Source organism: Metabacillus mesotrionivorans (assembly GCF_052171315.1).
In the GTDB taxonomy this organism is placed as follows: Bacteria; Bacillota; Bacilli; order Bacillales; family Bacillaceae; genus Bacillus_P.
This window is the reverse complement of sequence record NZ_JBQMFF010000002.1, coordinates 570,307-596,639: the sequence shown is the minus strand read 5'-3', so window position 1 is coordinate 596,639 and position 26,333 is coordinate 570,307. Positions and strand designations below refer to the sequence as shown.

33 protein-coding genes are annotated in these 26,333 nt (G+C 44.1%); 21 read left to right on the top strand and 12 right to left on the bottom strand.

The annotated features are described in order from the left end of the window. Window positions 1-20: 20 nt before the first annotated feature. From trhA to ACTSEZ_RS07940, 3 genes are all read right to left on the bottom strand, one after another. Window positions 21-662, bottom strand: a complete 642-nt coding sequence (gene trhA / locus ACTSEZ_RS07950; protein WP_369733647.1) for a PAQR family membrane homeostasis protein TrhA — start codon at window positions 660-662, stop codon at window positions 21-23. Beyond that, window positions 646-1,716, bottom strand: coding sequence for a sigma 54-interacting transcriptional regulator (locus tag ACTSEZ_RS07945; protein ID WP_369733645.1), 1,071 nt, complete (start codon window positions 1,714-1,716; stop codon window positions 646-648). Before ACTSEZ_RS07945 ends, trhA begins: the two co-directional genes overlap by 17 nt. 103 nt (window positions 1,717-1,819) lie before the next feature. Further along, window positions 1,820-2,044 carry a hypothetical protein gene (locus tag ACTSEZ_RS07940; RefSeq protein WP_369733644.1) on the bottom strand — a complete coding sequence of 75 codons (225 nt, stop codon included), beginning with the start codon at window positions 2,042-2,044 and terminating at the stop codon, window positions 1,820-1,822. 114 nt (window positions 2,045-2,158) lie between these two features. On the opposite strand from ACTSEZ_RS07940, the gene ilvA reads away from it, so the two are divergent. From ilvA to ACTSEZ_RS07920, 4 genes are all read left to right on the top strand, one after another. Then, window positions 2,159-3,427 (top strand): threonine ammonia-lyase IlvA, encoded by a 1,269-nt coding sequence (gene ilvA, locus ACTSEZ_RS07935; protein ID WP_369733643.1) that lies wholly within the window; start codon window positions 2,159-2,161, stop codon window positions 3,425-3,427. A 90-nt stretch (window positions 3,428-3,517) separates the two neighbouring features. Then, the gene (locus ACTSEZ_RS07930) at window positions 3,518-3,769 is read left to right on the top strand and encodes a DUF2535 family protein (RefSeq protein ID WP_369733642.1); all 252 of its coding nucleotides are present in this window, start codon (window positions 3,518-3,520) and stop codon (window positions 3,767-3,769) included. A gap of 782 nt (window positions 3,770-4,551) precedes the next feature. Continuing rightward, the gene (locus ACTSEZ_RS07925; protein WP_369733641.1) at window positions 4,552-5,394 is read left to right on the top strand and encodes a DegV family protein; all 843 of its coding nucleotides are present in this window, start codon (window positions 4,552-4,554) and stop codon (window positions 5,392-5,394) included. A 108-nt stretch (window positions 5,395-5,502) separates the two neighbouring features. Continuing rightward, window positions 5,503-5,670: a hypothetical protein gene (locus tag ACTSEZ_RS07920; protein WP_369733640.1), complete on the top strand. Its 168-nt coding sequence runs from the start codon at window positions 5,503-5,505 to the stop codon at window positions 5,668-5,670. Window positions 5,671-5,742: 72 nt separating this feature from the next. Here ACTSEZ_RS07920 and ACTSEZ_RS07915 read toward each other — a convergent pair whose 3' ends face one another. Further along, entirely contained in the window at window positions 5,743-6,249 is a 507-nt protein-coding gene (locus tag ACTSEZ_RS07915) for a PCYCGC motif-containing (lipo)protein (protein ID WP_369733639.1), read from the bottom strand. 120 nt (window positions 6,250-6,369) lie between these two features. Between ACTSEZ_RS07915 and ACTSEZ_RS07910 the strand changes: the two genes are divergently transcribed. The 7 genes from ACTSEZ_RS07910 to ypmT all read left to right on the top strand — a co-directional run bounded on the left by ACTSEZ_RS07910 (window position 6,370) and on the right by ypmT (window position 12,270). Further along, window positions 6,370-7,326 carry a nucleoside hydrolase gene (locus ACTSEZ_RS07910; RefSeq protein ID WP_369733638.1) on the top strand — a complete coding sequence of 319 codons (957 nt, stop codon included), beginning with the start codon at window positions 6,370-6,372 and terminating at the stop codon, window positions 7,324-7,326. A 69-nt stretch (window positions 7,327-7,395) separates the two neighbouring features. Then, window positions 7,396-7,968, top strand: a complete 573-nt coding sequence (locus tag ACTSEZ_RS07905; RefSeq protein ID WP_369733637.1) for an SCO family protein — start codon at window positions 7,396-7,398, stop codon at window positions 7,966-7,968. Window positions 7,969-8,091: 123 nt separating this feature from the next. Then, window positions 8,092-8,886, top strand: coding sequence for an SGNH/GDSL hydrolase family protein (locus ACTSEZ_RS07900; protein WP_369733636.1), 795 nt, complete (start codon window positions 8,092-8,094; stop codon window positions 8,884-8,886). A 15-nt stretch (window positions 8,887-8,901) separates the two neighbouring features. Then, a complete protein-coding gene (locus ACTSEZ_RS07895; protein WP_369733634.1) occupies window positions 8,902-9,486 on the top strand; it encodes a YpmS family protein in 585 nt (194 codons plus the stop codon). 270 nt (window positions 9,487-9,756) lie between these two features. Continuing rightward, entirely contained in the window at window positions 9,757-10,929 is a 1,173-nt protein-coding gene (locus ACTSEZ_RS07890; protein WP_369733633.1) for an FxLYD domain-containing protein, read from the top strand. Between the two features lie 13 nt (window positions 10,930-10,942). Beyond that, window positions 10,943-12,064 carry a S1C family serine protease gene (locus tag ACTSEZ_RS07885; RefSeq protein WP_369733632.1) on the top strand — a complete coding sequence of 374 codons (1,122 nt, stop codon included), beginning with the start codon at window positions 10,943-10,945 and terminating at the stop codon, window positions 12,062-12,064. Beyond that, on the top strand, window positions 12,061-12,270 hold the full coding sequence (gene ypmT, locus ACTSEZ_RS07880) for a protein YpmT (RefSeq protein ID WP_369733631.1): 210 nt from the start codon (window positions 12,061-12,063) through the stop codon (window positions 12,268-12,270). Before ACTSEZ_RS07885 ends, ypmT begins: the two co-directional genes overlap by 4 nt. 45 nt (window positions 12,271-12,315) lie before the next feature. Here the strand turns inward: ypmT and ACTSEZ_RS07875 are convergent, their stop codons facing one another. Continuing rightward, a complete protein-coding gene (locus tag ACTSEZ_RS07875) occupies window positions 12,316-12,546 on the bottom strand; it encodes a hypothetical protein (protein ID WP_369733630.1) in 231 nt (76 codons plus the stop codon). A 162-nt stretch (window positions 12,547-12,708) separates the two neighbouring features. Next, the gene (locus tag ACTSEZ_RS07870; RefSeq protein WP_369733629.1) at window positions 12,709-13,476 is read right to left on the bottom strand and encodes a DUF4397 domain-containing protein; all 768 of its coding nucleotides are present in this window, start codon (window positions 13,474-13,476) and stop codon (window positions 12,709-12,711) included. A gap of 145 nt (window positions 13,477-13,621) precedes the next feature. On the opposite strand from ACTSEZ_RS07870, the gene ACTSEZ_RS07865 reads away from it, so the two are divergent. Continuing rightward, complete coding sequence (locus ACTSEZ_RS07865; protein ID WP_369733628.1) at window positions 13,622-14,434, top strand: alpha/beta fold hydrolase; 813 nt, start codon at window positions 13,622-13,624, stop codon at window positions 14,432-14,434. Then, window positions 14,431-15,195, top strand: a complete 765-nt coding sequence (locus ACTSEZ_RS07860) for an SDR family NAD(P)-dependent oxidoreductase (RefSeq protein WP_369733627.1) — start codon at window positions 14,431-14,433, stop codon at window positions 15,193-15,195. The genes ACTSEZ_RS07865 and ACTSEZ_RS07860 overlap by 4 nt, the downstream gene beginning before the upstream one ends. Before the next feature lie 34 nt (window positions 15,196-15,229). Here the strand turns inward: ACTSEZ_RS07860 and ACTSEZ_RS07855 are convergent, their stop codons facing one another. Further along, entirely contained in the window at window positions 15,230-15,478 is a 249-nt protein-coding gene (locus ACTSEZ_RS07855) for a DNA alkylation repair protein (protein WP_369733626.1), read from the bottom strand. Window positions 15,479-15,536: 58 nt separating this feature from the next. Then, the gene (locus ACTSEZ_RS07850) at window positions 15,537-15,965 is read right to left on the bottom strand and encodes a MarR family winged helix-turn-helix transcriptional regulator (protein ID WP_369733625.1); all 429 of its coding nucleotides are present in this window, start codon (window positions 15,963-15,965) and stop codon (window positions 15,537-15,539) included. A gap of 232 nt (window positions 15,966-16,197) precedes the next feature. On the opposite strand from ACTSEZ_RS07850, the gene msrA reads away from it, so the two are divergent. Beyond that, on the top strand, window positions 16,198-17,145 hold the full coding sequence (msrA, locus tag ACTSEZ_RS07845; RefSeq protein ID WP_369733624.1) for a peptide-methionine (S)-S-oxide reductase MsrA: 948 nt from the start codon (window positions 16,198-16,200) through the stop codon (window positions 17,143-17,145). Between the two features lie 101 nt (window positions 17,146-17,246). On the opposite strand, the gene ACTSEZ_RS07840 is transcribed toward msrA, so the two are convergent. Next, a complete protein-coding gene (locus ACTSEZ_RS07840; protein ID WP_369733623.1) occupies window positions 17,247-18,080 on the bottom strand; it encodes a LysR family transcriptional regulator in 834 nt (277 codons plus the stop codon). A 104-nt stretch (window positions 18,081-18,184) separates the two neighbouring features. On the opposite strand from ACTSEZ_RS07840, the gene ACTSEZ_RS07835 reads away from it, so the two are divergent. After that, on the top strand, window positions 18,185-19,027 hold the full coding sequence (locus ACTSEZ_RS07835) for a sulfite exporter TauE/SafE family protein (protein ID WP_369733622.1): 843 nt from the start codon (window positions 18,185-18,187) through the stop codon (window positions 19,025-19,027). 936 nt (window positions 19,028-19,963) lie between these two features. Here ACTSEZ_RS07835 and ACTSEZ_RS07830 read toward each other — a convergent pair. Both ACTSEZ_RS07830 and ACTSEZ_RS07825 read right to left on the bottom strand, forming a co-directional pair. After that, window positions 19,964-20,605: a class F sortase gene (locus ACTSEZ_RS07830; RefSeq protein WP_369733621.1), complete on the bottom strand. Its 642-nt coding sequence runs from the start codon at window positions 20,603-20,605 to the stop codon at window positions 19,964-19,966. After that, window positions 20,574-21,380, bottom strand: a complete 807-nt coding sequence (locus ACTSEZ_RS07825) for a DUF4397 domain-containing protein (protein WP_369733619.1) — start codon at window positions 21,378-21,380, stop codon at window positions 20,574-20,576. Before ACTSEZ_RS07825 ends, ACTSEZ_RS07830 begins: the two co-directional genes overlap by 32 nt. Window positions 21,381-21,592: 212 nt before the next feature. Between ACTSEZ_RS07825 and ACTSEZ_RS07820 the strand changes: the two genes are divergently transcribed. From ACTSEZ_RS07820 to ACTSEZ_RS07810, 3 genes are all read left to right on the top strand, one after another. Next, window positions 21,593-21,979, top strand: a complete 387-nt coding sequence (locus tag ACTSEZ_RS07820; protein ID WP_369733618.1) for a VOC family protein — start codon at window positions 21,593-21,595, stop codon at window positions 21,977-21,979. After that, a complete protein-coding gene (locus tag ACTSEZ_RS07815; RefSeq protein WP_369733617.1) occupies window positions 21,972-22,754 on the top strand; it encodes a GNAT family N-acetyltransferase in 783 nt (260 codons plus the stop codon). Before ACTSEZ_RS07820 ends, ACTSEZ_RS07815 begins: the two co-directional genes overlap by 8 nt. 99 nt (window positions 22,755-22,853) lie before the next feature. Beyond that, window positions 22,854-22,997 (top strand): YjcZ family sporulation protein, encoded by a 144-nt coding sequence (locus ACTSEZ_RS07810; RefSeq protein ID WP_369733616.1) that lies wholly within the window; start codon window positions 22,854-22,856, stop codon window positions 22,995-22,997. Between the two features lie 89 nt (window positions 22,998-23,086). Here ACTSEZ_RS07810 and ACTSEZ_RS07805 read toward each other — a convergent pair whose 3' ends face one another. Next, the gene (locus ACTSEZ_RS07805; RefSeq protein WP_369733615.1) at window positions 23,087-23,641 is read right to left on the bottom strand and encodes a peptidoglycan-binding domain-containing protein; all 555 of its coding nucleotides are present in this window, start codon (window positions 23,639-23,641) and stop codon (window positions 23,087-23,089) included. Window positions 23,642-23,935: 294 nt separating this feature from the next. Here ACTSEZ_RS07805 and ACTSEZ_RS07800 point away from each other — a divergent pair, with 294 nt between their 5' ends. The 3 genes from ACTSEZ_RS07800 to ACTSEZ_RS07790 are packed head-to-tail and all read left to right on the top strand — an operon-like array spanning window position 23,936 to window position 26,274. Continuing rightward, a complete protein-coding gene (locus tag ACTSEZ_RS07800; protein WP_369733614.1) occupies window positions 23,936-24,733 on the top strand; it encodes a toll/interleukin-1 receptor domain-containing protein in 798 nt (265 codons plus the stop codon). A 30-nt stretch (window positions 24,734-24,763) separates the two neighbouring features. Then, window positions 24,764-25,447, top strand: a complete 684-nt coding sequence (locus ACTSEZ_RS07795; protein ID WP_369733613.1) for a hypothetical protein — start codon at window positions 24,764-24,766, stop codon at window positions 25,445-25,447. 17 nt (window positions 25,448-25,464) lie between these two features. Further along, entirely contained in the window at window positions 25,465-26,274 is an 810-nt protein-coding gene (locus ACTSEZ_RS07790; RefSeq protein ID WP_369733612.1) for an alpha/beta fold hydrolase, read from the top strand. The last annotated feature ends 59 nt before the right edge of the window (window positions 26,275-26,333 follow it).

Genomic DNA, 26,333 nt, shown 5'->3' with positions numbered 1-26,333 from the left:
TGTTTTTTTTGAACGGAAATTTAAATGAAGGGCACATCTGTGACATAAAACAAAACACAGAAGAACATGGCCGCACTGCCTGCCAGAACAAAACCGTGCCAGATTGCATGGTGGTAGGGGATCTTTCTCCATACGTAGAAGACAGCGCCGATTGTATAGAGCAGCCCGCCTGCCAGCAGCAGTCCGAAGCCTTCAGGGCTCAAATAGGCATATAAAGGCTTAATCGCAACAATGATCAGCCAGCCCATCAGAATGTATGCAAGTGTTGAAAGGATGATAAATCGCTTTACAAAAAAGATCTTCAGCACGATGCCTGCAATCGCAAGACCCCATACAATGCCGAGCAGCGTAAATCCAAGCGCTCCACGGAGAGGAACAAGAAGAAACGGAGTATACGTTCCAGCGATCAGCAGATAGATGGCCGAGTGATCCAGTATTTCAAAGACATCCTTTGCCTTTCTGTGCGGAATGGCATGGAGAAGGGTAGAGAACAAGTAAAGCAGGATCATCGTTGCCCCAAAAATGGAAAAGCTGACAACGTGCCACGCATCTCCGTATTTAGCGGCAAAGATAATCAGGTAAACGAGAGCCGGGATGCTAAGAAGCACGCCGATTCCATGGGTAATGGCATTTGCAATTTCTTCTTTAATCGAGTATTCCATCTTTAGCTGCCTCCTTTTGAATCGTTTCAAGGTTCTGACTCAGTGACTGAAGAAAATCAAGGCCTTCAAGCGTTATTTTAGTGCCTGCACGTCCGCGGCCCTTTGTCACATATTCATTTCTTTCAAGAAAATCCAGTCTGTGCCTGACCTGCTGGGGTGTCAGCGGGTTCTTTGTCTGTTTGCTGCTGTCGGAAATGGTTCTCCTGCTGGCAGGGTCCCCGTCTTCATTTGAATCCCGGATCGACTCGAGAATAAACAGATATTCCTGCTTATCCATCATCGTTAAGGGCTTATCTTTTGTTTTTTTAGGCTCTTTTTTGCTCACCGTCTCCTTTGAAAGAAAGGGATCCTTCGGGAGGTCATGCAGCTGAATAGATCTGCCGTCGCAAACCGTAAGCAAGTAGTCCATCGTGTTTCTGAGTTCTAGAATATTGCCCGGCCATGTATAGCCCGATAGAATTTCACTGACCGTCTTATCAATGCGCAGCTCATGCCCTCTTTCCTTTATAAAAAAGGCAGAGAGAAGCGGGATGTCTGTCTTTCGCTCACTTAATGGAGGAAGCGTCAGTCTGAGCACATTCACATGATAATAAAAATCCTGACGAAGAGTTCCATTTTCTACAAGAGCTTTTAAATCCTGAGAAGAAGAAACAATGATCCGGATGTCTGACGGGACAGACGTTGAAGAACCTATTCTTTTCGTTTGCTTCGTCTGAAGGACTCTCAGAAGCTGAGCCTGAAGGTCAAGGCTTAAACCTGAGATTTCATGAAGGAAAACAGTTCCTCCATCTGCAGATTCGATCAGACCGCTCCTTTGATCTGAGCCGAAAAGTTCTTCATAAAGAGCAGCTTCAGAATATGTACTGCAGTTAACAGAAGCGTAAGGGCGGGAGGATCTCTCAGAAGCCAGATGTATCGCGTGTGCAACTGTTTGTTTGCCGCTTCCTACGGGGCCTTCCAGCATGACGGGCAGATCACTTGCAGCCATTTTTTTCGCAAGTGATTTTTTTTCAATAAACAGAGGGTGTTCCCCAATCAATTTTTCAAGTGTCATATGTTTGCTCCTTGAATGTTCTAATTGGTTTCATTATAACACCCAAATGCAACTAAATGGAACCAATAAAAACATCTTTACAGAATATTAATAAAAATGCAAGCTATTGCTCCAGCGTTTTAAGATTTTCAAGCATGTATGTAAACTGCTTAGGATTTTCAAATTGAGACTCCGTCCAGTTCAGCCTGATCCACTCCTTCAATTCATGCACGGAGTTAAACACTTCCCCGCTCGTATCCTCTTTCCGGATCATATACCGGCCGTTATCTGCGTCTGCTGTGACCAGGCAGGGAATGGCGCCGCCTGCTGATTTCAGTTCAAATTCCATTATAAAACCTCCAATGTTAAATAATTGTGTGAATTTTTTAATATTAACTTTTAATTTTGAATATTCATGATATAATGTTTCAATTAAACTCTAGCTGCAGAAAGGATTTTCCGAATGAAACAAATGATGAATCTTGAACCCGCACTTCATGTGGCTGACATCCTAAAGGCGCACCATTTGTTAAAGGATGTAATCGTCCACACGCCTCTCCAAAAAGACGAGCGTCTTTCTGAAAAATATGAGTGCAGTGTTTATTTGAAAAGAGAAGACCTTCAGATTGTCCGATCCTTTAAATTAAGAGGGGCATACAACAAGATCAAGCAGCTCTCAGAACAGGAAACCGCTAACGGTATTGTTTGTGCAAGCGCCGGGAATCATGCACAGGGCGTTGCCTATTCCTGCAAACAGCTGAACATTCACGGCAAAATCTTTATGCCGTCGACCACGCCGAGGCAGAAGGTTTCACAGGTGGAGCTTTTTGGCCGCGGCCACATTGAAATCATTCTCACAGGAGACACGTTTGATGATTCTTACAAAAAAGCGAGAGAATGCAGCGAGGCCGAAGGAAGATCCTTTATCCATCCGTTTGACGATCTCGACGTGATAGCTGGACAGGGTACGATTGCTCTTGAAATTTTAAATGACGCAGATGCTGAGATGGATTATGTGTTTGCAAGCATCGGGGGCGGCGGCCTGATCTCAGGCGTCGGAAGTTATTTTAAGCAGGTTTCCCCTTCGACAAAGATCATTGGCGTTGAGCCGGAGGGAGCTCCGTCATATGCGGAATCCATTTCAGCCGGCAAAGTGGTGGAGCTTGATAAAATTGATAAATTCGTAGACGGAGCCGCGGTTAAAAGAGTGGGAGACACCAATTTTTCCATCTGCAGGTCCGTTGTGGATGACACGGTTCTTGTTCCGGAAGGCAAAGTGTGCACGACCATTCTCAGCCTCTACAATGAAAATGCGATCGTAGCGGAGCCTGCTGGTGCCCTGCCGATTGCCGCCCTGGATTTTTACCGTGACCAGATAAAAGGGAAAAACATTGTCTGCATCGTAAGCGGAGGGAACAACGACATTGGACGGATGCAGGAGATGAAAGAGCGATCGCTTATGTATGAAGGTCTGCAGCATTATTTTATCGTCAACTTCCCGCAGCGAGCAGGCGCACTCAGAGAATTCCTGGATGAAGTCCTAGGCCCGGATGATGACATTTCAAGATTTGAATATACAAAGAAAAACAACCGCGACAGCGGCCCTGCCTTTGTAGGGATTGAACTGAAAAAAAGGGAAGATTACAGCGGCCTGATTGAAAGAATGAACCGCAAGGGATTCCCATACACAGAAGTGAAAAAAGACAGCAGCCTGTTCCATCTTTTCATCTGAAAAATTTCATTCTTCCTGACACAATTAGACAGATTTCTTAAAGTTGTTGGGGTATAATATAAGAAACGGGTGAAAAAGAGGATTGATAACTTGTTATTCAAAAGCCTAGAGTTCAAGCTGTTAAATGGACATAAGGTAAAGATCACAGATATTCCAGTATTGGAGGAAGATAATCAATACCGATTTCTCGTTCAAAGCCGTCTGCAGTCCTTCCTGACAAAGATCACTGCAAAATCGAAACCAAACGCTGTTTACTCATTTAAAGACTACTTAAAAAGAACCGTCAAATGGACCGATTATGAAGCCATCTATCAGCCAGTCACATTAAAGCATAATGCATAGCACAAGAGCGCATGCCCGGGGCACGCGCTCTTTCATTTTGCCTGGGGGAAGAAGAGTGTGCCATGCGATGCTGTTTTTTGGCATGCAAGCCAGTGAATCTTACCCTTCGAAACCGGGAAACGATTTGAGAGGGTAAGCAAATGCCAGAATCGTACCCTCGGATAACGAATCTCGATTTGGGAGGATAAGCAAATGAGTGAATCGTACCCTGGGATAACGAATCTCGATCTGAGAGGGTAAGCAAATGTCCGAATCGTACCCTCGGATATCGAATCTCGATTTGAGAGGGTAAGCAAATGCTCGAATCGTACCCTTGGATAACGAATCTCGATCTGGGAGGGTAGGCAAATGCTCGAATCGTACCTTGGGATATCGAATCTCGATTTGAGAGGGTAAGCAAATGCTCGAATCGTACCCTCGGATAACGAATCTCGATCTGGGAGGGTAAGCAAATGCCCGAATCGTAACCTCGGATAACGAATCTCGATTTGGGAGGGTAAGTAACGGAGAAAATCATACCCTCGCAAACAGTAAAACGAACTTGGAGGGTAAGCAACCCTCAGGAACTGCCTGTGGAATCGCGCTGCGCGAGTTCATTTTATACAGATATTTGTCAGAAAAAACAAAGACTGGTATGATGAAAAAACAGTCTTTTGTGTACAGTAAAAAGTCTGAAGCCTGCAAAATTGGCAGTTTCCATAAGTTTGTATGCGATTTCGATTGAAACATCTTTATTTGAATGTATAATACAAGGTAGCAAGAATAATAGGGAAGTGATACCGTTGACAAAAGTGAAAATTGTGACTGATTCAACCGGAGATTTGAGTCAGGACATTCTTGAGAAATATGAGATTAACGTTGTTCCGCTGACGATTGTGATAGATGGAAAATCGTACCTTGACCGTGTAGATATTCAGCCCGCTGAATTTATTGAAAAGATGAAAAAAGCGGACGAGCTCCCAAAAAGCTCGCAGCCGCCTGCAGGGAAGTTTGTGGAGATGTACGACAAGCTTGCATCTGACGGAAGCAGCATCATCTCCATTCACATGACAGGCGGTATGAGCGGGACTGTCCGTTCTGCAGAGAGTGCAGCCGGAATGACGGATGCAGATGTGACCGTTGTTGATTCTATGTTCATTTCAAGAGCGCTAAGCTTCCAGGTCATTGAAGCTGCTAAGATGGCACAGAACGGAGCTTCTAAAGAAGAAATTCTTGAGCGGATGGAGGAAATCCGCCGCAACACAAGCCTGTTTGTAACGGTTGACACGCTTGAAAACCTTGTAAAAGGAGGCCGTATCGGCAGAGGAAAAGCCATGATTGGATCCCTGCTGAACATCAAGCCGATTGCCTCACTGGCAGACGGTGTCTACACACCGGTTACAAAAGTGCGAAGCCACTCACAAATTGTTAAGTATCTTGCAAAACAATTTGCAGAGGATGTAAAAAACAAAACGGTTAAAGCTGTCGGAATCGTGCACGCGGATTCTCTGACACTTGCGACCAATTTGAAAAATGCCCTGCATGAAATGAACGCAGACTATCCAATTGATGTCCATTACACAACGCCGGTTATCTCAACTCACACCGGTCCAGGAGCTATTGGTTTTATGTACTATGCTGAATAGATAAAAAGAAAAGGCGCATGAGCAATCATGCGCCTTTTTGAATATTCTGAAACTTATTTTCTGTTCAGCCGTATTAATACTAACCTAATGAAAGAAGGTGAATCAACTATGCTTTGGCTGCTGATTCTTTCCCCGGTTTTCATCCTGTCGGCTCTTGCCATTTATTTCAGCAGAAAATCCGGAATGACAATTTCTGAGGATTCTAAACAGGATGAGCATTCCGGGTTTCTGTCCGGTTCAGGCTCAACTATGAATTCTTACGGTCCTCCAAATTAGGCTCCGCAACCCCAAAAAGACCCGGGAATATCACGATTCCCGGGTCTTGTCTCACATATGAGCTGCCTCTGCTTATGCTCCGGGCAGTTTAGTATCCGTAGGCTCAGAATAACCTTCCTTATATTGCTCATCAATCATTTGACGCACTTCTTTTACAGAGGTGCCTTTTTCGCGTTCGATAATGGCTTTGGCGGCAATCTCCAGGCATACACCGCATTTTGTGCCGTGGTCGTCCCAGACAATAGTGCCGTCTTCTTTCCGTTCATTAATAAAGCAGTCCCCGTTATCTTTGTGCCCGGCGGATTCGCCGCAGCCGCAATAGCATGGCATATAACTCAGCAGATCCTCATGTCTGGCTGCCGCTGCATAAAGAGTTTTGATTTCGTCAGGCTGCTTATCCAGAAATGCAGGGAGAACTTCCGCTGAAGGCGTTTCTTCGCGGATGTCTCCGTTGTTTTTAAAGGATGAATGACTGCTGTGGTCTTCGTGGTTTTCTTTGCCGGCAGATTCCTGACAGCCTGAGAGAATAAGAGAACATGACAGAAAAGCGGTCATGAAGAATGGGATTTTCTTTTTCATTTCGGTCACCTGCTTTACTTGATTATCTTTACTCTAACACACTTCAGAAGAGGCAGTACTTCTAAAATTTTGAACAAATCTTGAATTTCTCCACATAAAGTTAGAAAAAGGGGGGAAGAGATGGGAACTAAGAAGGTGCTGTTTTTTGGCGATTTTGGAGTGGACGATATCACGGCGCTGATGTTCAGTTATTTTGATGAAGATACAGATATCATCGGCATTGTGGCAGACTACGGGAATGTTTCCAAGCAGACGGCTTTAAAAACAGCGCAATACTTGGCAAAGCTGTCAAAAACGGAAAACATTCCGCTTATTGGAGGCGCAGCAAGGCCCCTTACCGGAGAAATTCCTGTCTACTATCCGGAGATCCACGGCGAACAGGGGCTTGGACCCATCGTACCGGAAGGTGATTTTCCAGTCGGCAATTTTGAAAACTTTGAAATGATCCGATCATTGATTGTTTCGAACAATTATGATGTCGCAATTGTAAATGTAGGGCGTCTTACGTCTCTCGCAACGGCCTTCGTTCTTTTTCCGAACATCGTCGGTAGGGTGAAGGATATTTTTATAATGGGAGGCGCCTTCTTATACCCCGGCAATGTAACACCCGTAGCAGAAGCGAACTTTTACGGAGATCCTGCAGCAGCCAATCTCGTTTTGACACTTGCGAAAAAGGTCTCCATTTTCCCGCTTAATGTCACAAATTACGCCATCATCCCGGATGAGATTATTCAGGAACTGGATCAGTTTTATAAAGACACCAATAATCAGTTCGGGCAGATTTTGAAGCCCATGATTGATTACTATACGAATTTTTATAAAAAAAACAACCCGGATATTCAAGGCGGCCCTCTTCACGACCTTCTTGCATTCTGGGGCGCAGTCAGGGAAGACAAAGTTACCTATGTTGAAAAGCCGGTGAAAGTAATCGTAGAATCCGAGTATGCCAGGGGCCAGAGCATCGCTGATTTCAGACCGTATAAAACGCTCGCAGACTACCCGGTGCACAGAATTGCCGTTAAATTTGATTACGGGGCATTTGTGTCTGATTTTCAAAAGATTATGAGAAAGGAATGAAATCCTTTTCATGCCAGACATGTTTTGATACACTTTCCTTATTGAAAGATAAGGAAAGGTGAACCCGTGATGAAAAAATGGCTGTGGCTTATAGTTTCTCTTACTCTCTTAACCGGGTGCGGAACCGGAGGCATTAAGGGGGCGCTCAATTATGAAATTGAAGATTTCTCCTATACAAATCAGGATGGAAAAAAAGTTGGACTGAGTGACCTGAAAGGTAACGTCTGGGTAGCGAATTTTATTTTTACAAGCTGTGACACCGTTTGTCCTCCAATGACTGCACATATGACAGAGCTCCAGAAGCAGCTGAAAGCGGAGGGCCTTGATGACGTGAGGCTTGTTTCCTTCAGTGTTGATCCTGAAGTGGACACCCCTGAAAAACTGAAGGAATATGCAGGCAGGTACCCGCTGTCTCTGGATAACTGGGATTTCCTTACCGGATATAAACAGAGCGACATAGATGCTTTTGCAAAAAACAGCTTTAAAACAATTGTTCAGAAGCCTGAAGGGCAGGATCAGGTGATACATGGTACGCTGTTTTATTTAGTAGACCAAAATGGCAAAGTAATGAAGGACTATGACGGCGTGGAGAATGTGCCGTATGAGGAAATCATCGGGGATGCTAAAAAAATTCATGACTGATGCCCGCGCGAATGCGGGTATTTTTCATTTGCAGGGCATGTTGTACAGATTTCCACGCTGTAACTGTAAGCAAAAGCATGGTATAATCATAGGCTAAAAGAACGAGGAAAGGGGGATAACAACATGCGGAAATCGTTTTTAGTGCTTACAGGATTGTGTCTCATGCTTGCCGGATGTGACGTATTTTCTGCAAAGCCTGCTAATATGGCTATGAAACCTGAAGCAGCTGAGGACCCATTTATGAAGAAACCTATCCCCTCTGACTTTATCGAAAGCAATTTAAACGTTGTGGCAGTGGGAGACTCACTGACAGCCGGCGTCGGGGATGCAGATAATAACGGAGGATATGTCGGTGATGTCAGCGATCTTCTGCAGCTTGAAGAAGAGGTTTCTTCAGTAGATGTATCCAACTTCGGCGTCAGGGGACATAAAACAACGGATTTGTTAAAAGTGCTGGGCAAACGCGATGTGATTGAAAAGCTGAGAGAAGCAGACATCATTTTGATGACAATCGGCGGAAATGATATCATGAAAGTTACCCGCAATCATATCATGGATCTTCAGCTGGACCCGTATAGAGAGGAACAGCCGCGTTTTGAGAAGCGGTTTGAAAAAATTTTAAAAATAATCCGCAGCGCAAATCCGGATGCCGTTATTGTTTACACGGGACTTTACAACCCATTCAAATTCATGCTCCCTGAACTGAGCGAGATTGATACGATTGTCGAGGAATGGAATCAGGCGTCAAACAAGATGATTATGGCGGACGGAAATGCTATATTTGTTCCGACCGAAGATTTGTTTGCAAACAGGTCTTTTGGCAATCTGCTGTATATAGATGAGTTTCACCCCAGTGAAACAGGGTATTCATTAATTGCAGACAGAGTTTATTCAAGTTTGTCTGAACAGAAAGAATAAGATTGGATGATGAACATGGGAAAATGGAAACTCGCATTTATCGTACTGCTCACATTAAATTTGGTATTCCTGCTGTTTTTGGCCGTATCTCCGTTTTTGCCCGCAGAACAGCCGAAAACAGAAACAGCAGATTTCAAAGCCGGGGATACGATTCCTCTTACCGTCAGTTCTTCAAAGAACGACCTGAACCGCCTGATTAACTATTATCTGGTGAAAGAAGCAAAAGCAGAGGAACTGAATTACAAGGTTCTGCTTGAAGATAAAGTAAACCTGTATGGCTCGGTAAAGGCTTTTGGAAAAGATGTTGATTTAACGCTCTCATTTGAGCCGCAGGTGAATGAGAACGGGAACTTGCTGCTAAAGGTTGAACGTCTGTCAATCGGCAGGCTTCCCATTCCGGTGCCTTATGTGATGAGCTATATTAAAAAGACATATCCGCTGCCTGAGTATGTTTACATTGATCCTAAACAGGAAAGTGTCACCGTCCAGATTACTGAATTGAAGTTTAAAAACAATCTCAAGGCCAAGGCAGAATCATTTAATCTGAAAAATGATGATATCCGGTTCAAGCTGTTTGTGCCGGCGTACTTCGAAAAGTAGCACTGTATCCTCAAGCGGATACGGTGCTTTTTTATTTTGAAAAAAATGAGTCAATTGACACCGGTCAGGCTGAGCTGCGGTCAGCCGTATCAGTGATAGAAAGAATACAAGGGGAAGAAGCTGCCCCACGGACCTTGATATTAGTAAAATAGGCCTGCAATCATAAAGCTTCGCCGCACGGACGAAAGTAGAGCGAAAAGAGCGAACCATGTATACTTAATAGAGATCCAGTCGAAATAAGACGTCTGTACTCAGAATAGGAGGCCGGACATGGAGTGTCATCATTGCGGTGAAAAAGAAATAGATCCACTTTCGAATTATTGTCCATATTGCGGAAAAAAAGTATTTATGAATGAGCAGGAATGGAAGCATTACCGGATATCCAAGCGTGCCCTGATTATTCTTCCAGCTGCAAGCATCGGGCTTGTTTGGATGCTGCTTACGGCAGCGGATAAGCATGAGGCTTCGATTAATGAAAAAGTGATCGCCTATCAGCAAAAAGCTGAAGAGACAGCTCTTGCAGGTGAGTATGAGAAAGCACTTGTTTTTGCAGATAAAGGACTTGCCCTCAGAGAAGACTACCGGATTCTCGAACAGGAAAAAGAATTGATTCTCGGGGTTCTTCAGCATAAAGAAGACCTCCATCAGATTAATGCTCATATCCAAAAAGGAAATCTGGAACAGGCAGCAAAGCAAATAGCCGTGCTGTCAAAAATGTTCAGCGGACATTCTTCTCCTCTGTATGCAAAACTTAAAGCTGAGCTCGAACAGGCAGACAGAAATGTGACAGTAGCCGAAGTGAAAAAAGATATAGAAACGCTTAACACGATTGAGGAGCTTTCTGAAAAGCTCAAGGAAGTGACTGTTTTAGATGCAGCAGAAGCAGGTAAAGTGAAAGAACAGATAAAGGCCAAAATGGTTCTGATCGGTTCATCAGCTGCAGAAGAAGATCTTGAAGAAAAGCAATTTAATTCAGCTATTGTGTCTGTAGATAAGGCCCTGCAATATGACGGGGACAATGAAAAACTTCTTTCCTTAAAGGAGAAGATTCTTTCTGAGCGGACCCATTTTGAACAGGCTGAACAAAACAGGCTGAAACAGATAGCCATTGCAGCAAATGAGGAGAAGGAACGGACAGACAAAGTCCTGAAAACGTCGAATCCCGCAGTGGAACAGGACGAATTTGGCGATGCACATATTACCGGGAAAGTGAAAAACATTTCAGCTGCTCCAGTTCAGTCCATTACGATTTATTTTACTGTAAGAAATGAAGAAGGAACTCTTATTGAAAAGGGGAAAACAAATGTGTTTCCAAATGAACTTAGGCCTGGTGAAGAAGCTGATTACTCACATATCTCATACGGAGTGAAACAAAAGGTTTCGTTTGCAATTGAACGCATGACATGGCATGCAGGCAAAAACACGCTAACTAAGCACCAGTAAGAAAGGAACGTCTATGAAAAAGAATTGGATTATCAGCATTTCGCTGTCACTCCTTATCTTTTCAGCAGGGGCAGCAGGATATGTTCAAATAAAAAGTGATGCTGCAGAAAAAATCTTTTCTGAGTCTTCTATTCTGCGTGAATCAAAAAAGGAAGAAATGCAGCTTGATTTAAAGGAAATTATCAGGGAAACGCAGAAAAAAACAGTAATGGTTGAGCTTGCAGATGGAACAGTTGGATCAGGATTTCTTTTCAACAAGGAAGGCGACATTCTCACAAATGCGCATGTGGTTGCCGGGACAGACGAAGTCAAAGTGAGAACGACGGATGCGAAGGGCTATGACGGGAAGGTTATTGGCATCAGCACTGAAACAGATGTTGCTTTAGTAAGAGTGGAGGGGCTTAAAGGGCAGGAGCCGGTCCGCATAGCAGAAAAATCTGATGCTGAACTGGGACAGGAAATTCTGGCTCTTGGAAGTCCCTTAGGGTTTCAAAACACGGTAACAACGGGTATTATCAGCGGAACAAACAGAGATTTTGATCTTCCTCCATACACGTATAAAGGCGTACATCAAATATCGGCACCTATTGCTCCGGGAAACAGCGGAGGGCCTCTTATTGACCGTAAAACCGGACATGTTATCGGCATGAACTCTGCGAGAATGGAAGACGGGGAAATTGGCTTCAGCATACCGATTGAGGATATTTTGCCGATCGCAAAAACATGGGCGCAAAATCCGATGCAGTCATTGCCTGCATATACAGGTCTTGACGATTCAGGGGAAATGAGTGAAAATAAAAAGTCAGAAACGGCCGATTATCTGGTCAGCTATTACATAGAGAGTCTTGACTTCCACGACTATGTAACGGCCTATTCTCTGCTTGGAAGCGAACTGCAGTCAGAATTGACCTATGAAGCATTTAAAGAGCAGTTTAACCGTTTTTCATCTATGTCAATTGAGACAATTACAACAGAAACATCCGGCGAGGACATTATCGTGCATGCAGACATAACCGTGCAGCCAAAAACTGGCGGAAAGCCTTCGGAACAGATGTTAAAAGCTTCCTATACAGTGGCCTGCGAAAACGAACAGGTCAAAATTATTGACCAGGAGATAAAAGAGGATAAGAGGTGAAAAGGTTGAAGGATCTTTTTCTGATGATCAGCGCAGCGGGGCTGATGATTTCTATGTGTTTCGGGGGAATGGCGTACTTTGCCTATGCAGAGGAAAAGTACAATGAAGTATTTATGAACGTATCGTACTGTGCTGTATTCCTAAGTGCTTCGGTTTATACTCTTCATTTAAAGGATGAAAAAAAGAAAGCTCAGAAAAATAATTAACGGACAAAGAGGAGGCTGTGAGCCTCCTTTTTGCTTATCGTAAAATTATTGTCCTTCTTCTTCAGTGCTTTCTTCCTCTTCAGGTGCTTCTTCAGTTGTTTCTTCCTCAGTTGTTTCTTCTTCAGTACCCTCTTCAGTAGTTGTTTCCTCTTCCGTGCCTTCTGTTTCTTCCATGTTGTCTTCTTCAGGTGCGTCAGTTTCTGTGTCGTTACAAGCAGTCATTAATGAGATAGCCAATAAAGAAGCCCCAACTTTTAATAGCATGTCTTTCTTCATTTTCTTTTTCCTCCCTTGTAACCTATCTGAATGAGATTTTTAACCTGCAATCCTGCTGGTCAACCTCATCATAATCGATTTGGGGAGGAAAAATAGGGATTTTACAGAAAATGAACATGCTTTTTACATTGGCTTATCATCTTTACATGACGTTAAACATTTTTATCCAATTGCAGCAAGTGCTTCGAGCTCAGGTGTCCCATTAGCAAAGCCAACGGCAAAGATCGTATAGGCTGTATCATTTTTAAGCTGTACTTTTGGAACCGTCAGCACGACATTGTCTGTCCCGGCAACACGCACTTCAAGATCGTATTTTCCCTGAGGCACTTTCACGTTTTTGGTTGCCTGCGTAAATTGAACATTTTTAAAGAGAATATCCCCGTTTTTAACCGCAATATCAACGGCAGGTGCATCAGGTGAAAGATGGACAAATTTCACGCTTGCTTCTCCTGCAGGCACAAACGTTTTATCCACAAATGGAAGCAGCCTGATGGAGTTCAGGTTTCCGGCGGCAGCGATTGTATACGTGATGCCCGGCAGGAGCATATACATTTCACTCAGAACCGGACCGTTCGTCGTTCCTGCCTGGTAAACATCAACGCGGTACTGGCCGGTCGGAAGCTTCAGGTAGTCGCTGATTTCCTTGTACTTTACATTTTGAAGGGTCAGTTTTCCATTCACATAAATATCAACTGCCGGGGCATCAGGTGAAGCATGGATGACTCTTACCCGTGACATCCCAGGCTCAAGCTGGCCTCCCTGCGGAACTCGCGAGGCTGCCTGATATTGCATGCTGTACATCCATTTCTGCATCGCGTTTAAATGTTTCTGATAATACATGACATGCTTCTGCGGGTCTGTATATTTATAGTAGCAGGCAAGCAGGTCATACATCATCGCTTTTTCGGCATACTTAGTCGGTTCGTTCATTAGCGCGCACTCCCATCTATTCATTCGTCATTAACATATGAAAGGAGATGGGTGATTGTCACAAAAAAGGGATGTGAATGTGGTTTTAATTTAATCTTTGAAGGGAAAATATAGGGTTGATGTCTAAATCCGGAGGTAGAATCGCATGGCAAATTATGAACAGAATATCGGAGACGTATCTTTATCTTATTCAGATGATGGCGAGGGCCATTGCATCGTGCTGCTTCACGGGTTTTGCGGAAGCAGGGAATATTTTAACAAAATCATACCGGATATCTCAGAGAAGTACAGAGTCATCGCTTGTGACTTAAGAGGACACGGACATTCAAGCACAGTGAAGGATGAATTCAGCATCACGTCAATGGCGGATGATCTGGCCAAATTGTTTGACGTCCTTGAAATCGAGAAAGTCACAATGATTGGACATTCGCTTGGAGGATATATCACACTTGCATTTGCTGAAAAATATGCTCACATGCTCCATTCCTACGGGCTATTGCATTCAACGGCGCTCCCGGATGATGAAAACGGGAAAGCGGGCCGGGAAAAAGGCATTGCGAGAATTGAACAAGAGGGACTAAAAGGGTTTATTGATGATTTAGTGCCAAAGCTGTTTGCTTCAGAAAATCAGGAGCCGTTCCATGCAGAAATGGAGACGGTGAGGCAGATTGGATATAAAACACCTGAAACCGGGGCTGCAGGCGCGCTGCACGCGATGAAAAACCGTCCGGACAGGCAAAAAGTCCTTCAAAATGAAGACTTGCCAGTCCTGCTTATTGCCGGCAAAAAAGATCAGATTGTACCGCCTGAAAAAACCTTTTTGCATAAGGGCGACCATGTTACTGAAATTATCCTTGAAAACAGCGGGCATATGGGAATGATAGAGGAACCTGAAAAGGTAGTAAAAATTATTGAGGGGTTTATAGAGAAGTTTGTTATAAAGGAGAGAAATGCATGAAATATACAGTCATTACAGGTGCCAGTTCAGGAATTGGGTACGAAGCCGCACTTGCGTTTGCCAGAAGAGGAAAACATCTGATTGTTGCTGCAAGAAGAGAAGATCAGCTTCTAGAATTAAAAAATCAGGTACACAAAATAAATCCTGAGCTTGAAACAGTGATTAGACCTGTAGATTTATCTGTTCCGGAACATGCACGGTCTTTTTACGACAGTTTAAAGGAATATGACCTTGAAACATGGGTCAACAACGCAGGCTTTGGAAATTTTGCCTCTGTAGGGGAGCAGAACCTGGAAAAAATAGAGACAATGCTGCAGCTTAATATACAGGCTCTGACGATTTTTTCCACCCTGTTTGCAAGAGACTACTCATCCAGCGAGGGAGCTCAGCTTCTGAATATATCATCTGCAGGCGGCTATACCATTGTAGAAGGTGCTGTGACCTATTGCGCGACAAAATTTTATGTGAGTGCCTTTACTGAAGGAATGGCTCAGGAACTGAAAGGAAAAGGCGCAAAGATGCAGGCTAAAGTACTTGCCCCGGCAGCAACAGAAACAGAATTTGCAAAGCGCTCCATGGACCTTGAGGACTTCAGCTACAGTCAATCCATGCGGAAATTCCATACGGCACAGGAAATGGCACAATTTCTCCTTGATTTATATGACAGCAGCAAAACAGTCGGTATTGTGGATGGAGAAAGCTATGAATTTACGCTCAGAGATCCAATATTTTCTTATGCACAGAGAAAACAAAATGATTAAATGCACAAAAAAACGCTTATTTCTAAGCGTTTTTTTAGTTCTGGTTTAATTCGGCAAGCTTTACAAACGTCAGTTCATCTTCAATCAGTCCGCATACACCGCATTGCACTTTATAATGCGGCCCTTTATAGGCGAGATGGAACGGATCGAGAGCTTCCTGAGAAAATTCCTGAATGACATCGCCTGTCTGGGGATCCAGCTTGACGGACTTTGGCGTCTGTTCAATTAAATTAAAGCGCGTGCGGTTTGTTTTGCAGTTCGGGCATAAGTATGGTGCAGTCATAAAAGGACCTCCTTCTGTCGGTGAAGTTATTTTTTCCAGAAGGAGGAAGGACTATGTATCACGATTTTGTCCGGTCGAGTTTTCCGAAAAGCTGAATCAGATTTTGCAGTTCATCATCGGTAAAACAGTCGAATCTTTCGGAAAAATACTCTGTCTTCTTTTTTTCCAGTTCACTTAAAACAGTCTGCCCGTCTTCGGTCAAATCGATCAGCGTAATTCTCCGGTCATTAGGGGACCTTTTCCGTGTAATTAACGCTTTCAAAAGCAGGGAGTCTGTTACAGCCGTTATATGGCTTGCGGAAACATCAAGCTCTTTTGCCAGGTTGGACGCATTCTGAGGACCATTTTCTTTTAATGACTTTAAAATAATAAATTCATTCCTTGAAAGAACGCTGCCGAGGACAACGTTTATCTCATTCCGAAGCTGGCGGAAAATGCTTCTCATGAGCGACTCTAAATCATACATTTTTTCTTCGCGTTTTTTCACTGCAAAACCTCCGGGGGAAACAGCTGAAATCAGACTGTTCATCTGCTTAAATAATTTTAATGTAAAGAAACGTGTCTGTCTTGTCAAGGAAAACCGTATCAGAGAGCAGAATTCTGGGATTATGAAGTGAAAATGATATAATGATACTTAATAACGGACAATCCCGGCACTAAACGCAGTTCTGACTGCGTGGCCGGTGAAGTGACGGAACAGTGCAGGAGGAGGAAACAGGATGACTGAAAAAACATATGAACTCGCTACCTTTGCAGGAGGATGCTTCTGGTGCATGGTGCAGCCGTTTGATGAACTGCCGGGCATTGAAAAAATCGTTTCCGGCTATACAGGAGGCCATAAAGAAAATCCAACTTATGAAGAAGTCTGCAGTGAAACTACAGGCCACTATGAAGCTGTGCAGATCACATTTAATCCTGACATTTTTCCATATGAGCGCCTGCTTGAATTATACTGGCAGCAAATTGATCCGACAGATGCCGGAGGCCAATTCTTTGATCGCGGGGATTCTTACCGAACAGTCATTTTCTTCCATAATGAAAGGCAGCAGCAGCTTGCTGAAGAATCAAAACAAAAACTTGAAGCAAGCGGCCGCTTCAAAAAGCCCATTGTCACGGAAATACTGCCGGCAAAGCCTTTCTATGAAGCAGAGGAATACCACCAGGACTACTACCAAAAAAGTCCGGTTCGCTATAATCAGTACCGCAAAGGCTCAGGCCGCGATGCGTATATTAAAGAACACTGGGATAAAAGCAGCCTGAAAGAAAAACTTACGCCGATCCAGTACGAAGTTACCCAGAACAACGGAACTGAGCGTCCTTTTCAGAATGAATACTACGACAATGAACAAGAGGGCATTTACGTGGACATCGTCTCTGGAAAACCTCTTTTCAGTTCAACAGACAAATACGATGCAGGCTGCGGCTGGCCGAGTTTTACACGCCCGCTGTCAGATTATGAAATTGTCGAGAAAAAGGATTTCTCTCATTTTATGATCCGTACGGAAGTAAGAAGCAAATCTGCGGATTCTCATTTAGGCCATGTGTTTAACGACGGCCCGGGTCCAAACGGCTTAAGATACTGCATTAATTCAGCTGCTCTCAGATTTGTTCCAAAGGAAGAACTTGAAAAAGAGGGATATGGAAAATTTTTAGGGCTTTTCCAGTAAGGAAGCTTTTGCAGTAAAGTGCTTTAGAGTGACGAAAACCATCAGCAGCCGGAGATGTCATTCTCCGGTCCTGATGGTTTTTTTGCGTCTTCAAAAGTCAGTTATGAATATAGAAGCAAAGGAAGAAGTTCTTCTATGAACGGAGCTGAAGCGATTTCATCATGAACAGCATAAAACGGCCGGTAGACAACATGAGATTCGAGAGGAACGAGCTTTCCGTTTTCTACTTCATCTTTGACCATCGAATGGGAAAGGAACGCTGCACCAAGCCCTCTTACTGCCAGCTGTTTAATGAGATAGTGGCTGCCTGCCTCAATAACTTCAACAGGATCGATTCTCTCAGACAGAAGAAATTGATCAGCGTATTCTCTTGTGCCTGAACCTCTCTCTCTGAGGAGGAGAGGAGAAGTCCTGATTGAAATGTGATGACTGGCATAAAACCGCAGTTCATCCCTGCTGATAACGTTCACTTTAAATGGCTCTAGTCCTCTTTTTCCTTCAACGAGGGCAAGGTCAAGCTTGTGCTGCTTAAGCCCGTCAACAATCTGTTCATGATTTTTGATGGTGAGCTGAAGGCGCACATGCGGATAGATGGTTTTAATTTTTTTAACAAAATCAGGAAGGAGGACGTCACTGACTGTATGCGTTGCTCCCAGTTTTAACAAAACCTCGTTGTTTTTCTCTTTTATCCGCTCGATGGCCATGCTGATCTCAAGCATTTTTTTCCCCTCTTCAAAAACGTGCCTTCCCGCATCCGTTAATTCAAATGGCCGGTTTGGTGCCGATCTTTTTATTAAACTAGTTCCGAGAAAGTCCTCCAGTTTCTTCAGGTGAATACTGATTGTAGGCTGTGAAAGATTAAGAAATTCACTTGTCTTTGTAAAGTGGCGAAGCTGTACAAGCGTTACATAGGTTCGAATCCATTCTAGCTGCATGGCACCCTCCGTTAATTATAAAACGTAATAAACTGCATTGTATTTATTTATTTCTATTATAAAGATGAGAGAGATACAATGAAAGAGAAAGGTTGTGGCGTGAAATGGAAACCATTTTATTTCTCGCAGGGGGAGCAGCAATTGGTATCATGTCTGGATTTTTCGGTATTGGAGGAGGAATTATTCTTACACCGGTGCTGTTAATCCTTGGGTATGATCCAAGTCAAGCCGTCATTTTGTCTCTCATGCTGACAATGGGTTCAACGATAACTGGAACGATTACGCATTTCCGTCTTAAACATATACATGTCTCTTTAGCGGCAAGGCTTGGACTGTTCGGCATGATTGGGGCAGTTTCCACTGCCCCGGCAGTCCGCCTGCTCGAGGAGGTTCATTCAGCCTCAGCTGTCATTTCACTTGCTTATATAGGGATTTTAGGATGGTTTTCGTATCAATTTTTAAGGAGGGTGAAAGAGGTAAAGAAGCCGAAGAAGGGATCAGTTCCAATGATCGGACTTCTTACCGGTGCCGTTTCTTCACTGATGGGAGTCAGCGGAGGATTTGTTATGACTCCTCTGTTAAAGAATTTTAGAGATATTGAACTGAATAAGGCGATTGGAACAAGCATTGCCGCAGCATCCGTTATTGTCCTGTCAGGAATAGGCTCTTATTTATACAGCGGAGCGGAACTGGATTACACACACGGCGCGCTGCTTATTGCAGGTGCTATGATCGGTACGCCGGCCGGTTCCATGCAGCTAAGAAAATTCCCTGAAGCTTATGTGAAAAAAATGCTCGGCCTTCTTTACCTGGTTGTTGCCGGTAGTGTTATCTTCACATTTATGTCAGTCCCCGCTGTTTCACTTGCCCTGATCGGCACTGCATGCATGCTCTTTTTTATCTTGCTGGTTTTTAAGTCTGCAAGGAGGGTTTTGGCTGCTGAGTAAAAGGAAGAGTATAAAAAAGAAGATCGGAATCATTTTAACATTTTTAGGACAATTGTTAATTTTCAAAAAATAGAACAAAAAGAACTGACAGAAAAGGTAGTGACGCCACAAACAAAGGGAAGACATGAAGAAAAGTGGCAGCACTCTGGGTAGTGGCGCCACAAATGAAGTGCAGTCATGAGAAAAAGTGGCAGCACTCTGGGTAGTGGCGCCACAAACGAAGGGAAGACATGAAGAAAAGTGGCAGCACTCTGGGTAGTGGCGCCACAAATGAAGTGCAGTCATGAGAAAAAGTGGCAGCACTCTGGGTAGTGGCGCCACAAACGAAGGGAAGACATGAAGAAAAGTGGCAGCACTCTGGGTAGTGACGCCACAAACAAAGTGTAGACACGGAGAAAAGTGGCAGCACTCTGGGTAGTGGCGCCACAAACAAAGGGAAGACATGAAGAAAAATGGCAGCACTCTGGAGGGTGGTGCCACAAATGAAGGGAAGACATGAAGAAAAGTGGCAGCACTCTGGAGAGTGGCGCCACAAATGAAGGGAAGACATGAAGAAAAGTGGTAGCACTCTGGGTAGTGGCGCCACAAATGAAGTGCAGTCATGAGAAAAAGTGGCAACACTCTAGGTAGTGGCGCCACAAACAAAGGGAAGACATGAAGAAAAGTGGCAGCACTCTGGGTAGTGGTGCCACAAACAAAGGGTAGACATGAAAGAAAGTGGCAGCACTCTGGGTAGTGGCGCCACAAACAAAGGGTAGACATGAAAGAAAGTGACAGCACTCTGGGTAGTGGCGCCGCAAACAAAGGGAAGACATGAAGAAAAGTGGCAGCACTCTGCGGAATGGTGCCACAAATGAAGCTGAAATACAGAGAAAACCCGAACCGATTAATCGGTTCGGGTTTTCATACAGACGTCAATTCTGCAAGTTCATAACTCTAGCTTTCTTCTTTTAAAACCCCGGTCACAACCAGCCTCTCCAAATGCGTCTTCTTCTTCCGGTCAAATTCGCCTGTGCATGTAATCAGATTCAGCTTTCTCTGCTGACTGAACCCGAAAATAGCGGGAAGAGGAGCATCATCATACGGATACGAATTGATTTCCTGTACAACAAATGTCAGCGTTTCGCCATTCTCTCCGGAGACGATGATTTCATCTCCAGTGTTGATCTCTTTGAGATTAAAAAACACTGACGGGCCAGTTTTGTTGTCTACATGCCCTGCAATAACAGCGTTTCCCTGCTCGCCTGGCATTGCGCCGTTTTCGTACCATGCTGTGATCTCGTCATTTGAAGGAAGTTCCATAATCCCGTCATCAGTCAGGCCGGCAGATTCTACGCCCGCACTAATATTAAGGGAAGGGATAGAAATACGGTTTGGGCTGATTCCTTCGGTTTTAGTTTGCTGTATAGGTTTTGACTGAACAGGTGCCGTCTCAGCTGAAACGGAGACGGCTGAGGCTTGTTCTGGCCTAGTTTCTTTTTTATCCGGTGAGGCGTTTTCGCCAGTCTGTGCACATCCGGCCAAAAGGAGAATCAGGGCTGCCGATTTAATGACTGCTTGCTTTTTTCTTGATTCCATATGCCATCAAAGCACCTAATCCAAGGATAGCTGCTGCTGCGACTGGCAGGTAGTTTGTTTCAGCTTCAGATGTTCCGCCCATTCCTGTTTTCGGCATTTCAGAAGGCATCATCGCCGGATCAGCAAGGACAAGTGCTTCAAGAGCTGGCTCTCCGCCTGCAAGTCCAACAGCAATGACTGTGTAGGACATATTAGCTTTCAGTTCTGTTCCTGCAAGGTCAAGGACTACATCTTCTGTTCCAGCGCCTCTTACTTCAAGATCATATGAGCCAGGGTCTACTTCCAAGTAATCTGTAACACCTTTAAATTCAGCTCCAGGGAAAAGGACGTCTCCGCCTTTAACAGCTACATCAACTGCTGGTGCATCAGGTGAAAAGTGGGCAACGCGCACTTTTGATTTTCCTTCTGTTACATTCAGATCGTCGTTAAGAACTTTCAGCTCAAGAGAATCAAGTGTGTTGATTGCTGCTGCTGTATAGGCTTTGCCGGCTTCAACTGTTAAATCTGCTGAGATAACAGGCTTTCCGTCAGCAACTGTGCCCGCTGCGAAGATCTCAACCTTGTGGTCGCCAGCAGGAAGCATCATGTAGTCGGTTGCCGCTTTAAACTCAGCACCTTCAACAACTGTTTTGCCGTCGACAACAACATCAACTGCAGGAGCATCCGGAGAAGCGTGAACGATTCTGACCATTGCGTCATTCTCTGCTGCAGAAGCACCTGCTCCAAATGCCAATAATAAAACCATTGCTGCTACTACTGAAAAAATCTTTCTCATTTTTCCACTCCTCTTTTTTGTTTTATTGTTGGACGAATGTCCTGAATTAAATATAAACAAAACTTATACAAAATGTATACAGTTTTGATGCGCTGAATGTGCTGAGGAAGTTTTTGCCGTTTTTTCTGATGCTGAATGTACAGAAAATCAAAGGAATTTAGCAGAAGATTTGGTATAATCGAAACATCATCTGAGAATAGGAGTGAATCACTTTGGCAGTCAAAGGATTTGAACATGTGGGAATACAAGTAAGAGATATTGAGAAATCGATTGAATTTTATCAGCAGGTTGCAGGTCTGCAGCTGCTTGACCGCTTTTTACATACAGACGGAAACATGAAACTGGCATTTTTAGGTGTGGAGGGGTCCATTATTGTTGAACTGATAGAAGGGTACAACCCTGATCTTCCTGCAGAAGGAAAGGTTCATCATGTTGCCCTTAAGGTAAGCGGAATTGAAGGGGAAGAGGAAAGGCTGAAGGAATTAGGAGCAGAGCTGATTTATGATGAAATAACAACTCTGCCGAATGGAGCGAAATATCTGTTCTTCAAAGGGCCAGACGGGGAATGGATTGAATATTTCGAACCGATGAATGAATAAGGCCGTCAATTTCGAAAAGGTGCTTGATGCCGCAGAAGATGAGTATTTGCAATTGTTCTGCAAGGTCAAAAAAACGGCCCTTTACAAAGCGTATACAGACGATGCATTAAAAGGCATGTACAGTCATCATTTTGCCAAAATGACGACACCCTATCACCCGATTCTGTTAAAAGAAGTGCTGGCACACTCCAAATCAGCCCTGAACAGGAGCTTTGTCCATGTAAAGCTGCCGTTTAACAGCAGGGTAGACAAAAGGACCCGGTCTTACCTGCATGAAGAAGAGTATTACTGCGATCTGGACTTGTATTATTTTCATACGCTTGAAGAAATTGAATCATGTTCAAGGGTCATGACAAAGCTCGGAGAAGGAGATGTGCTGCAGGATGCATGTTTTGCTATGGAGCTGTACGATGCCCGCCATATAAGTGCTTCATTTGCAAAATCCAAGCTCCAGCGCAAAAAGCCGTATTATATGGAAAAGACTGTGCGTCTTTACGTCTGCTATGAAAAAGGCATTCCAATCGGAAGTGCTGAATTGTATCTTTCCCCTGTAACAGGTCTTGCAAAGATTGAGGAAGTAGCCATTCTCGATGAATATCAGCGGATGGGCTATGGTTCTTCCTTCATGAAGTGCCTGCTGCAGGAAGCGGCGCAGCTCGGGGCAGAGTCTGCCTATCTTGTCACCATGAACGATGAGGGATCAAAAGCCTTTTATGAAAAGCTTGGTTTTGTGAAGGTGCTTGAACAGGAGAATGTTTTCAAAAATTTACTTTAAAAGCTTTTTAAGAAAAATGGGCGAATGCACATACAGGACATCCACCTACCTCATAATGTAAGGATGTAAAGAAAAACAAAATGAAGAGGTGTTTGATTCATGTACGGTTATGACTGCGGATGTTCATATCCTTCTTATCCTTCTTACCCGGTTCATTGCGGTGGCGGATTAGGAAGCAGCTTTGTATTGATTGTTGTTCTATTCATTTTGCTGATCATCGTCGGTTCTGCTTATATTTGCTAGTACCTGAAAAAGCCTCTGGAATGAGGCTTTTTTTCTGTTCATTTTATTATCAAAAAAAAGCAGAATACGAGTTTCTGCTTTCTCAGCTATTAGTCATTTAATACCTTCTCCATCACGCTGCGCGTTTTAGGGCCATAGATTCCGTCATCGGCTAGATCAGGGAAGCGCTGCTGGAATTTCAGGACGGCCGCTTTTGTTTTTTCTCCGTACATGCCGTCTTCAGTCAGTCCTGAACCGATATCATTCAATCCCTGCTGAAGTTTCAGGACATCGCTGCCTTTGCTTCCAAGCTTTAGTACAGTATTCGGCAGTCCGAAGGTATTGACGTCAATGGACAATGCCTTGTGAGTGTTGGTGCCATAAACGCCATCTGCCTTCAGGCCTTTTGCTTTCTGGTAAAAGAATACGGCATTGGTTGTTTTCGGCCCGAAAACGCCGTCTACTGTGAGTGAAGCTTCTGCTGCTTCGTTCAAGCCGCGCTGAAGGATTTTCACATTTTCTCCTCTTGCTCCTTCTTTGATGATACCTGATTCAGGAAGTGTGAAGATGTATGGCACATTTTCCTGTGCACTTGCCTGAGGCACTGACATCCATAGAGCTGCGGCGGTTACGACAGATGCTGATACAACTTTCCATTTTTTCATTCTTTCTCTCCCCTTTATTTCGTTATACATGCATGAGACGAAGGGAAGAGAATCATTGTTTCATAAAATTGTAAAAAAGAAGGAAAATTGTAAAAACAAACCGCCGGTCGGTCAAATTCTGAGCTTTATCTCCAAAAATCATCAAATCTGTGCGAAACATGTGCGCTCCCCTTTTACCGGGGAGTGCTTTTTACTGTTCCGGGCATGTCCAATTCCGTTCATATCTGCCGGAAAACATGAATAGAATGTCAAGAAGACTGCATGTAAGAGTTTAGGAGGAAGGAGACACTGCATTTGATTGATACCATTTTTATCAGCCATGCGCACCGTGATGAGGCATATGTCAGAGAGCTTGTAAATCTGCTGACAATGATCAAGGTGCCGAATATTGTCTGCAGTTCGTATCCCGGCTATCACATTCCTAACGATGAGGATATTTATGATTATCTCCATCAAAAACTGAGCGGAAATTCGTGGGTTATCTATGTGCTGTCTGACCATTATTACAAGAGCCCTGCCTGCCTGAATGAAATGGGAGCATGCTGGATCTTAAACAAAAAGTACACGGCAATCCTGACGCCTTCATTCGATTACAAAGAGATGAAGGGCGCAATCAATCCAAACCAGATATCCTTCAAATTGAATGACCTGGACAGGCTTTATGAGTTTCTTGAAAACGCGAGAGATGTCTTTAAAATAGAAAAACAGACCGGCACATTTCTTGTGAAAATATGCGAGCAGGCAGTCAGACACGTGAATCAGCTTGCAGATGATGAACGCAGAAACAGGAAAATGGCAGGCTGCCGACTTGAAGGCATCCGTCTGGATCCAGAAGACGGCAGTAAATTTCAGTTCAGGCTGAGGCTTTCGAATCCGGAAGAGTTCGATATCCGGGTCGATGTCATTAAAATAGAGGCGGCGGATGAAAACGGCGAAACCTTTTCACAAACGTTGCAGCCAGCGAATCTAAAGCTTTACAGCAAGGAAAATAAAATTGTTTTTCTTTCTGCGGAAATCGGTGATTCAAACTATGAACCTTACATCCATCAGAGAGAAACGGTTGATTTGAAATTCAGCAGAGATGTCTGGTAGAGGGCTGCTGCTAGTTAGGAGGGTAACTGAATGAAAGTAGAATTAAGTGCCGAACAGAAAGAGCTGAAAAACAGGATTCAATCTAAGCTTGAGGAAATCCTGCACTTTCTTTCGCTGTCCAGAGAAGAAAGACAGGTTCAGTCGTACCGTCATATTGAGAAAATTTATGACGAAATGGGAATAGCCGCCCACTCTCTGTATCTCTCCCTGAATCCAAAACCAAAACACTTGAAGAAAACAGTCCGGCTGCGCAAAATGACACCGGGAGATCCCCAGTTTTACCAGCACATCCGGCCTGTTCAGGAACTCCTGAATTATTTAAATAATCAGCAGGCGAATGATGAACCGTGTGATCAGACACTGGGCGAGACGTTTTATCTAAATGTGTTCACCCGCAAATGGGGCAAAAGCGACAAGTATACTCTGATCCGGAATGAGGAGGGATGGCTTGTCAGGCACTCATCCCAAACAGAACAGGGAGGAAGGGATGCTGAGCCGATCCTGAGCTACGTTCTCAGATATGATCAAGTTTCTTATCCGAGAAATTTAAGCACCATCATGGAGGATATCTGGTACCGGGCAGCCGAAGAAGGACTGCCGCGGGAAAAGGTTCAGGCAATGCTTCAGGAAGTTGCCGACTGGATTACGATGACAGAGCAGAACTATCCAAGTCATATCGCACTGGAAAATGAGGAAAAAGGGTATTTCTCGTAGCCGGGAAAGGAGTAAACATGGGATATTTTATTCAGACGGATGATGCTGTAAAGATCTTCGTAGAAGATGTGGGGCCAAGTGATGGCCAGGTGATATTTTTAATCCACGGCTGGCCGGTTGACCACAGGATGTACGAATATCAGCTGGGTCAGCTTCCTAAGCTTGGTTACAGGTGCGTTCTCATCGACCTGCGTGGATTTGGAAAATCAGACAGACCCTATACTGGTTATTCCTATGATCGGCTTTCTGATGACGTTAAGGCCGTTATTGAAACCCTCCAGCTAAAAGACATTGTACTGGGCGGTTTTTCTATGGGCGGTGCCATTGCCATCAGGTATATGGCGAGGCATTCAGGTTACAAAGTCAGAAAGCTCGCCCTATTTGGGGCAGCGGCTCCATCCTTTACAAAGCGGCCTGACTATCCGTATGGAATGCCAAGATCTGAGGTCACAAAACTGATTCAGCAGACCTATACCGACAGACCGGACATGCTGACAGGATTCGGGCAGATTTTTTTCGCCAAGTACATTTCAGAAAGCTTTAAAAACTGGTTCCAGAGCCTTGGGCTTGATGCGTCCGGACATGGGACGGCACAGACAGCCGAGTCCCTCCGTGATGAGGATTTGAGAGAGGATTTAAGAAAAATTACTGTTCCAGCAGCTATTTTCCACGGGATGAAAGATCAAATCTGCCCGTTTGTATTCGCAGAGCTGATGCATAAAGGCATACTTGATTCTGAACTCATTCCGTTTAAATACAGCGGTCATGGCCTTTTCTATGATGAACTGGAAAAGTTCAACCGGGAACTCATTCGATTTTTGGAATAAATGCTATTGCTTCCCTTTCCGTCACACTTTATGATGAAGCTAGTGTACATAAAGGGGAG

What these genes read in the sequence shown, in the direction of transcription:
- trhA (WP_369733647.1), bottom strand. Translation starts at nt 662, where the DNA reads ATGGAATACTCGATTAAAGAAGAAATTGCAAATGCCATTACCCATGGA.
- ACTSEZ_RS07945 (WP_369733645.1), bottom strand. Translation starts at nt 1,716, where the DNA reads ATGACACTTGAAAAATTGATTGGGGAACACCCTCTGTTTATTGAAAAA.
- ACTSEZ_RS07940 (WP_369733644.1), bottom strand. Translation starts at nt 2,044, where the DNA reads ATGGAATTTGAACTGAAATCAGCAGGCGGCGCCATTCCCTGCCTGGTC.
- ilvA (WP_369733643.1), top strand. Translation starts at nt 2,159, where the DNA reads ATGAAACAAATGATGAATCTTGAACCCGCACTTCATGTGGCTGACATC.
- ACTSEZ_RS07920 (WP_369733640.1), top strand. Translation starts at nt 5,503, where the DNA reads ATGCTTTGGCTGCTGATTCTTTCCCCGGTTTTCATCCTGTCGGCTCTT.
- ACTSEZ_RS07915 (WP_369733639.1), bottom strand. Translation starts at nt 6,249, where the DNA reads ATGAAAAAGAAAATCCCATTCTTCATGACCGCTTTTCTGTCATGTTCT.
- ACTSEZ_RS07910 (WP_369733638.1), top strand. Translation starts at nt 6,370, where the DNA reads ATGGGAACTAAGAAGGTGCTGTTTTTTGGCGATTTTGGAGTGGACGAT.
- ACTSEZ_RS07905 (WP_369733637.1), top strand. Translation starts at nt 7,396, where the DNA reads ATGAAAAAATGGCTGTGGCTTATAGTTTCTCTTACTCTCTTAACCGGG.
- ACTSEZ_RS07900 (WP_369733636.1), top strand. Translation starts at nt 8,092, where the DNA reads ATGCGGAAATCGTTTTTAGTGCTTACAGGATTGTGTCTCATGCTTGCC.
- ACTSEZ_RS07895 (WP_369733634.1), top strand. Translation starts at nt 8,902, where the DNA reads ATGGGAAAATGGAAACTCGCATTTATCGTACTGCTCACATTAAATTTG.
- ACTSEZ_RS07890 (WP_369733633.1), top strand. Translation starts at nt 9,757, where the DNA reads ATGGAGTGTCATCATTGCGGTGAAAAAGAAATAGATCCACTTTCGAAT.
- ACTSEZ_RS07885 (WP_369733632.1), top strand. Translation starts at nt 10,943, where the DNA reads ATGAAAAAGAATTGGATTATCAGCATTTCGCTGTCACTCCTTATCTTT.
- ACTSEZ_RS07875 (WP_369733630.1), bottom strand. Translation starts at nt 12,546, where the DNA reads ATGAAGAAAGACATGCTATTAAAAGTTGGGGCTTCTTTATTGGCTATC.
- ACTSEZ_RS07870 (WP_369733629.1), bottom strand. Translation starts at nt 13,476, where the DNA reads ATGAACGAACCGACTAAGTATGCCGAAAAAGCGATGATGTATGACCTG.
- ACTSEZ_RS07865 (WP_369733628.1), top strand. Translation starts at nt 13,622, where the DNA reads ATGGCAAATTATGAACAGAATATCGGAGACGTATCTTTATCTTATTCA.
- ACTSEZ_RS07860 (WP_369733627.1), top strand. Translation starts at nt 14,431, where the DNA reads ATGAAATATACAGTCATTACAGGTGCCAGTTCAGGAATTGGGTACGAA.
- ACTSEZ_RS07855 (WP_369733626.1), bottom strand. Translation starts at nt 15,478, where the DNA reads ATGACTGCACCATACTTATGCCCGAACTGCAAAACAAACCGCACGCGC.
- msrA (WP_369733624.1), top strand. Translation starts at nt 16,198, where the DNA reads ATGACTGAAAAAACATATGAACTCGCTACCTTTGCAGGAGGATGCTTC.
- ACTSEZ_RS07840 (WP_369733623.1), bottom strand. Translation starts at nt 18,080, where the DNA reads ATGCAGCTAGAATGGATTCGAACCTATGTAACGCTTGTACAGCTTCGC.
- ACTSEZ_RS07835 (WP_369733622.1), top strand. Translation starts at nt 18,185, where the DNA reads ATGGAAACCATTTTATTTCTCGCAGGGGGAGCAGCAATTGGTATCATG.
- ACTSEZ_RS07830 (WP_369733621.1), bottom strand. Translation starts at nt 20,605, where the DNA reads ATGGAATCAAGAAAAAAGCAAGCAGTCATTAAATCGGCAGCCCTGATT.
- ACTSEZ_RS07825 (WP_369733619.1), bottom strand. Translation starts at nt 21,380, where the DNA reads ATGAGAAAGATTTTTTCAGTAGTAGCAGCAATGGTTTTATTATTGGCA.
- ACTSEZ_RS07815 (WP_369733617.1), top strand. Translation starts at nt 21,972, where the DNA reads ATGAATAAGGCCGTCAATTTCGAAAAGGTGCTTGATGCCGCAGAAGAT.
- ACTSEZ_RS07810 (WP_369733616.1), top strand. Translation starts at nt 22,854, where the DNA reads ATGTACGGTTATGACTGCGGATGTTCATATCCTTCTTATCCTTCTTAC.
- ACTSEZ_RS07805 (WP_369733615.1), bottom strand. Translation starts at nt 23,641, where the DNA reads ATGAAAAAATGGAAAGTTGTATCAGCATCTGTCGTAACCGCCGCAGCT.
- ACTSEZ_RS07795 (WP_369733613.1), top strand. Translation starts at nt 24,764, where the DNA reads ATGAAAGTAGAATTAAGTGCCGAACAGAAAGAGCTGAAAAACAGGATT.
- ACTSEZ_RS07790 (WP_369733612.1), top strand. Translation starts at nt 25,465, where the DNA reads ATGGGATATTTTATTCAGACGGATGATGCTGTAAAGATCTTCGTAGAA.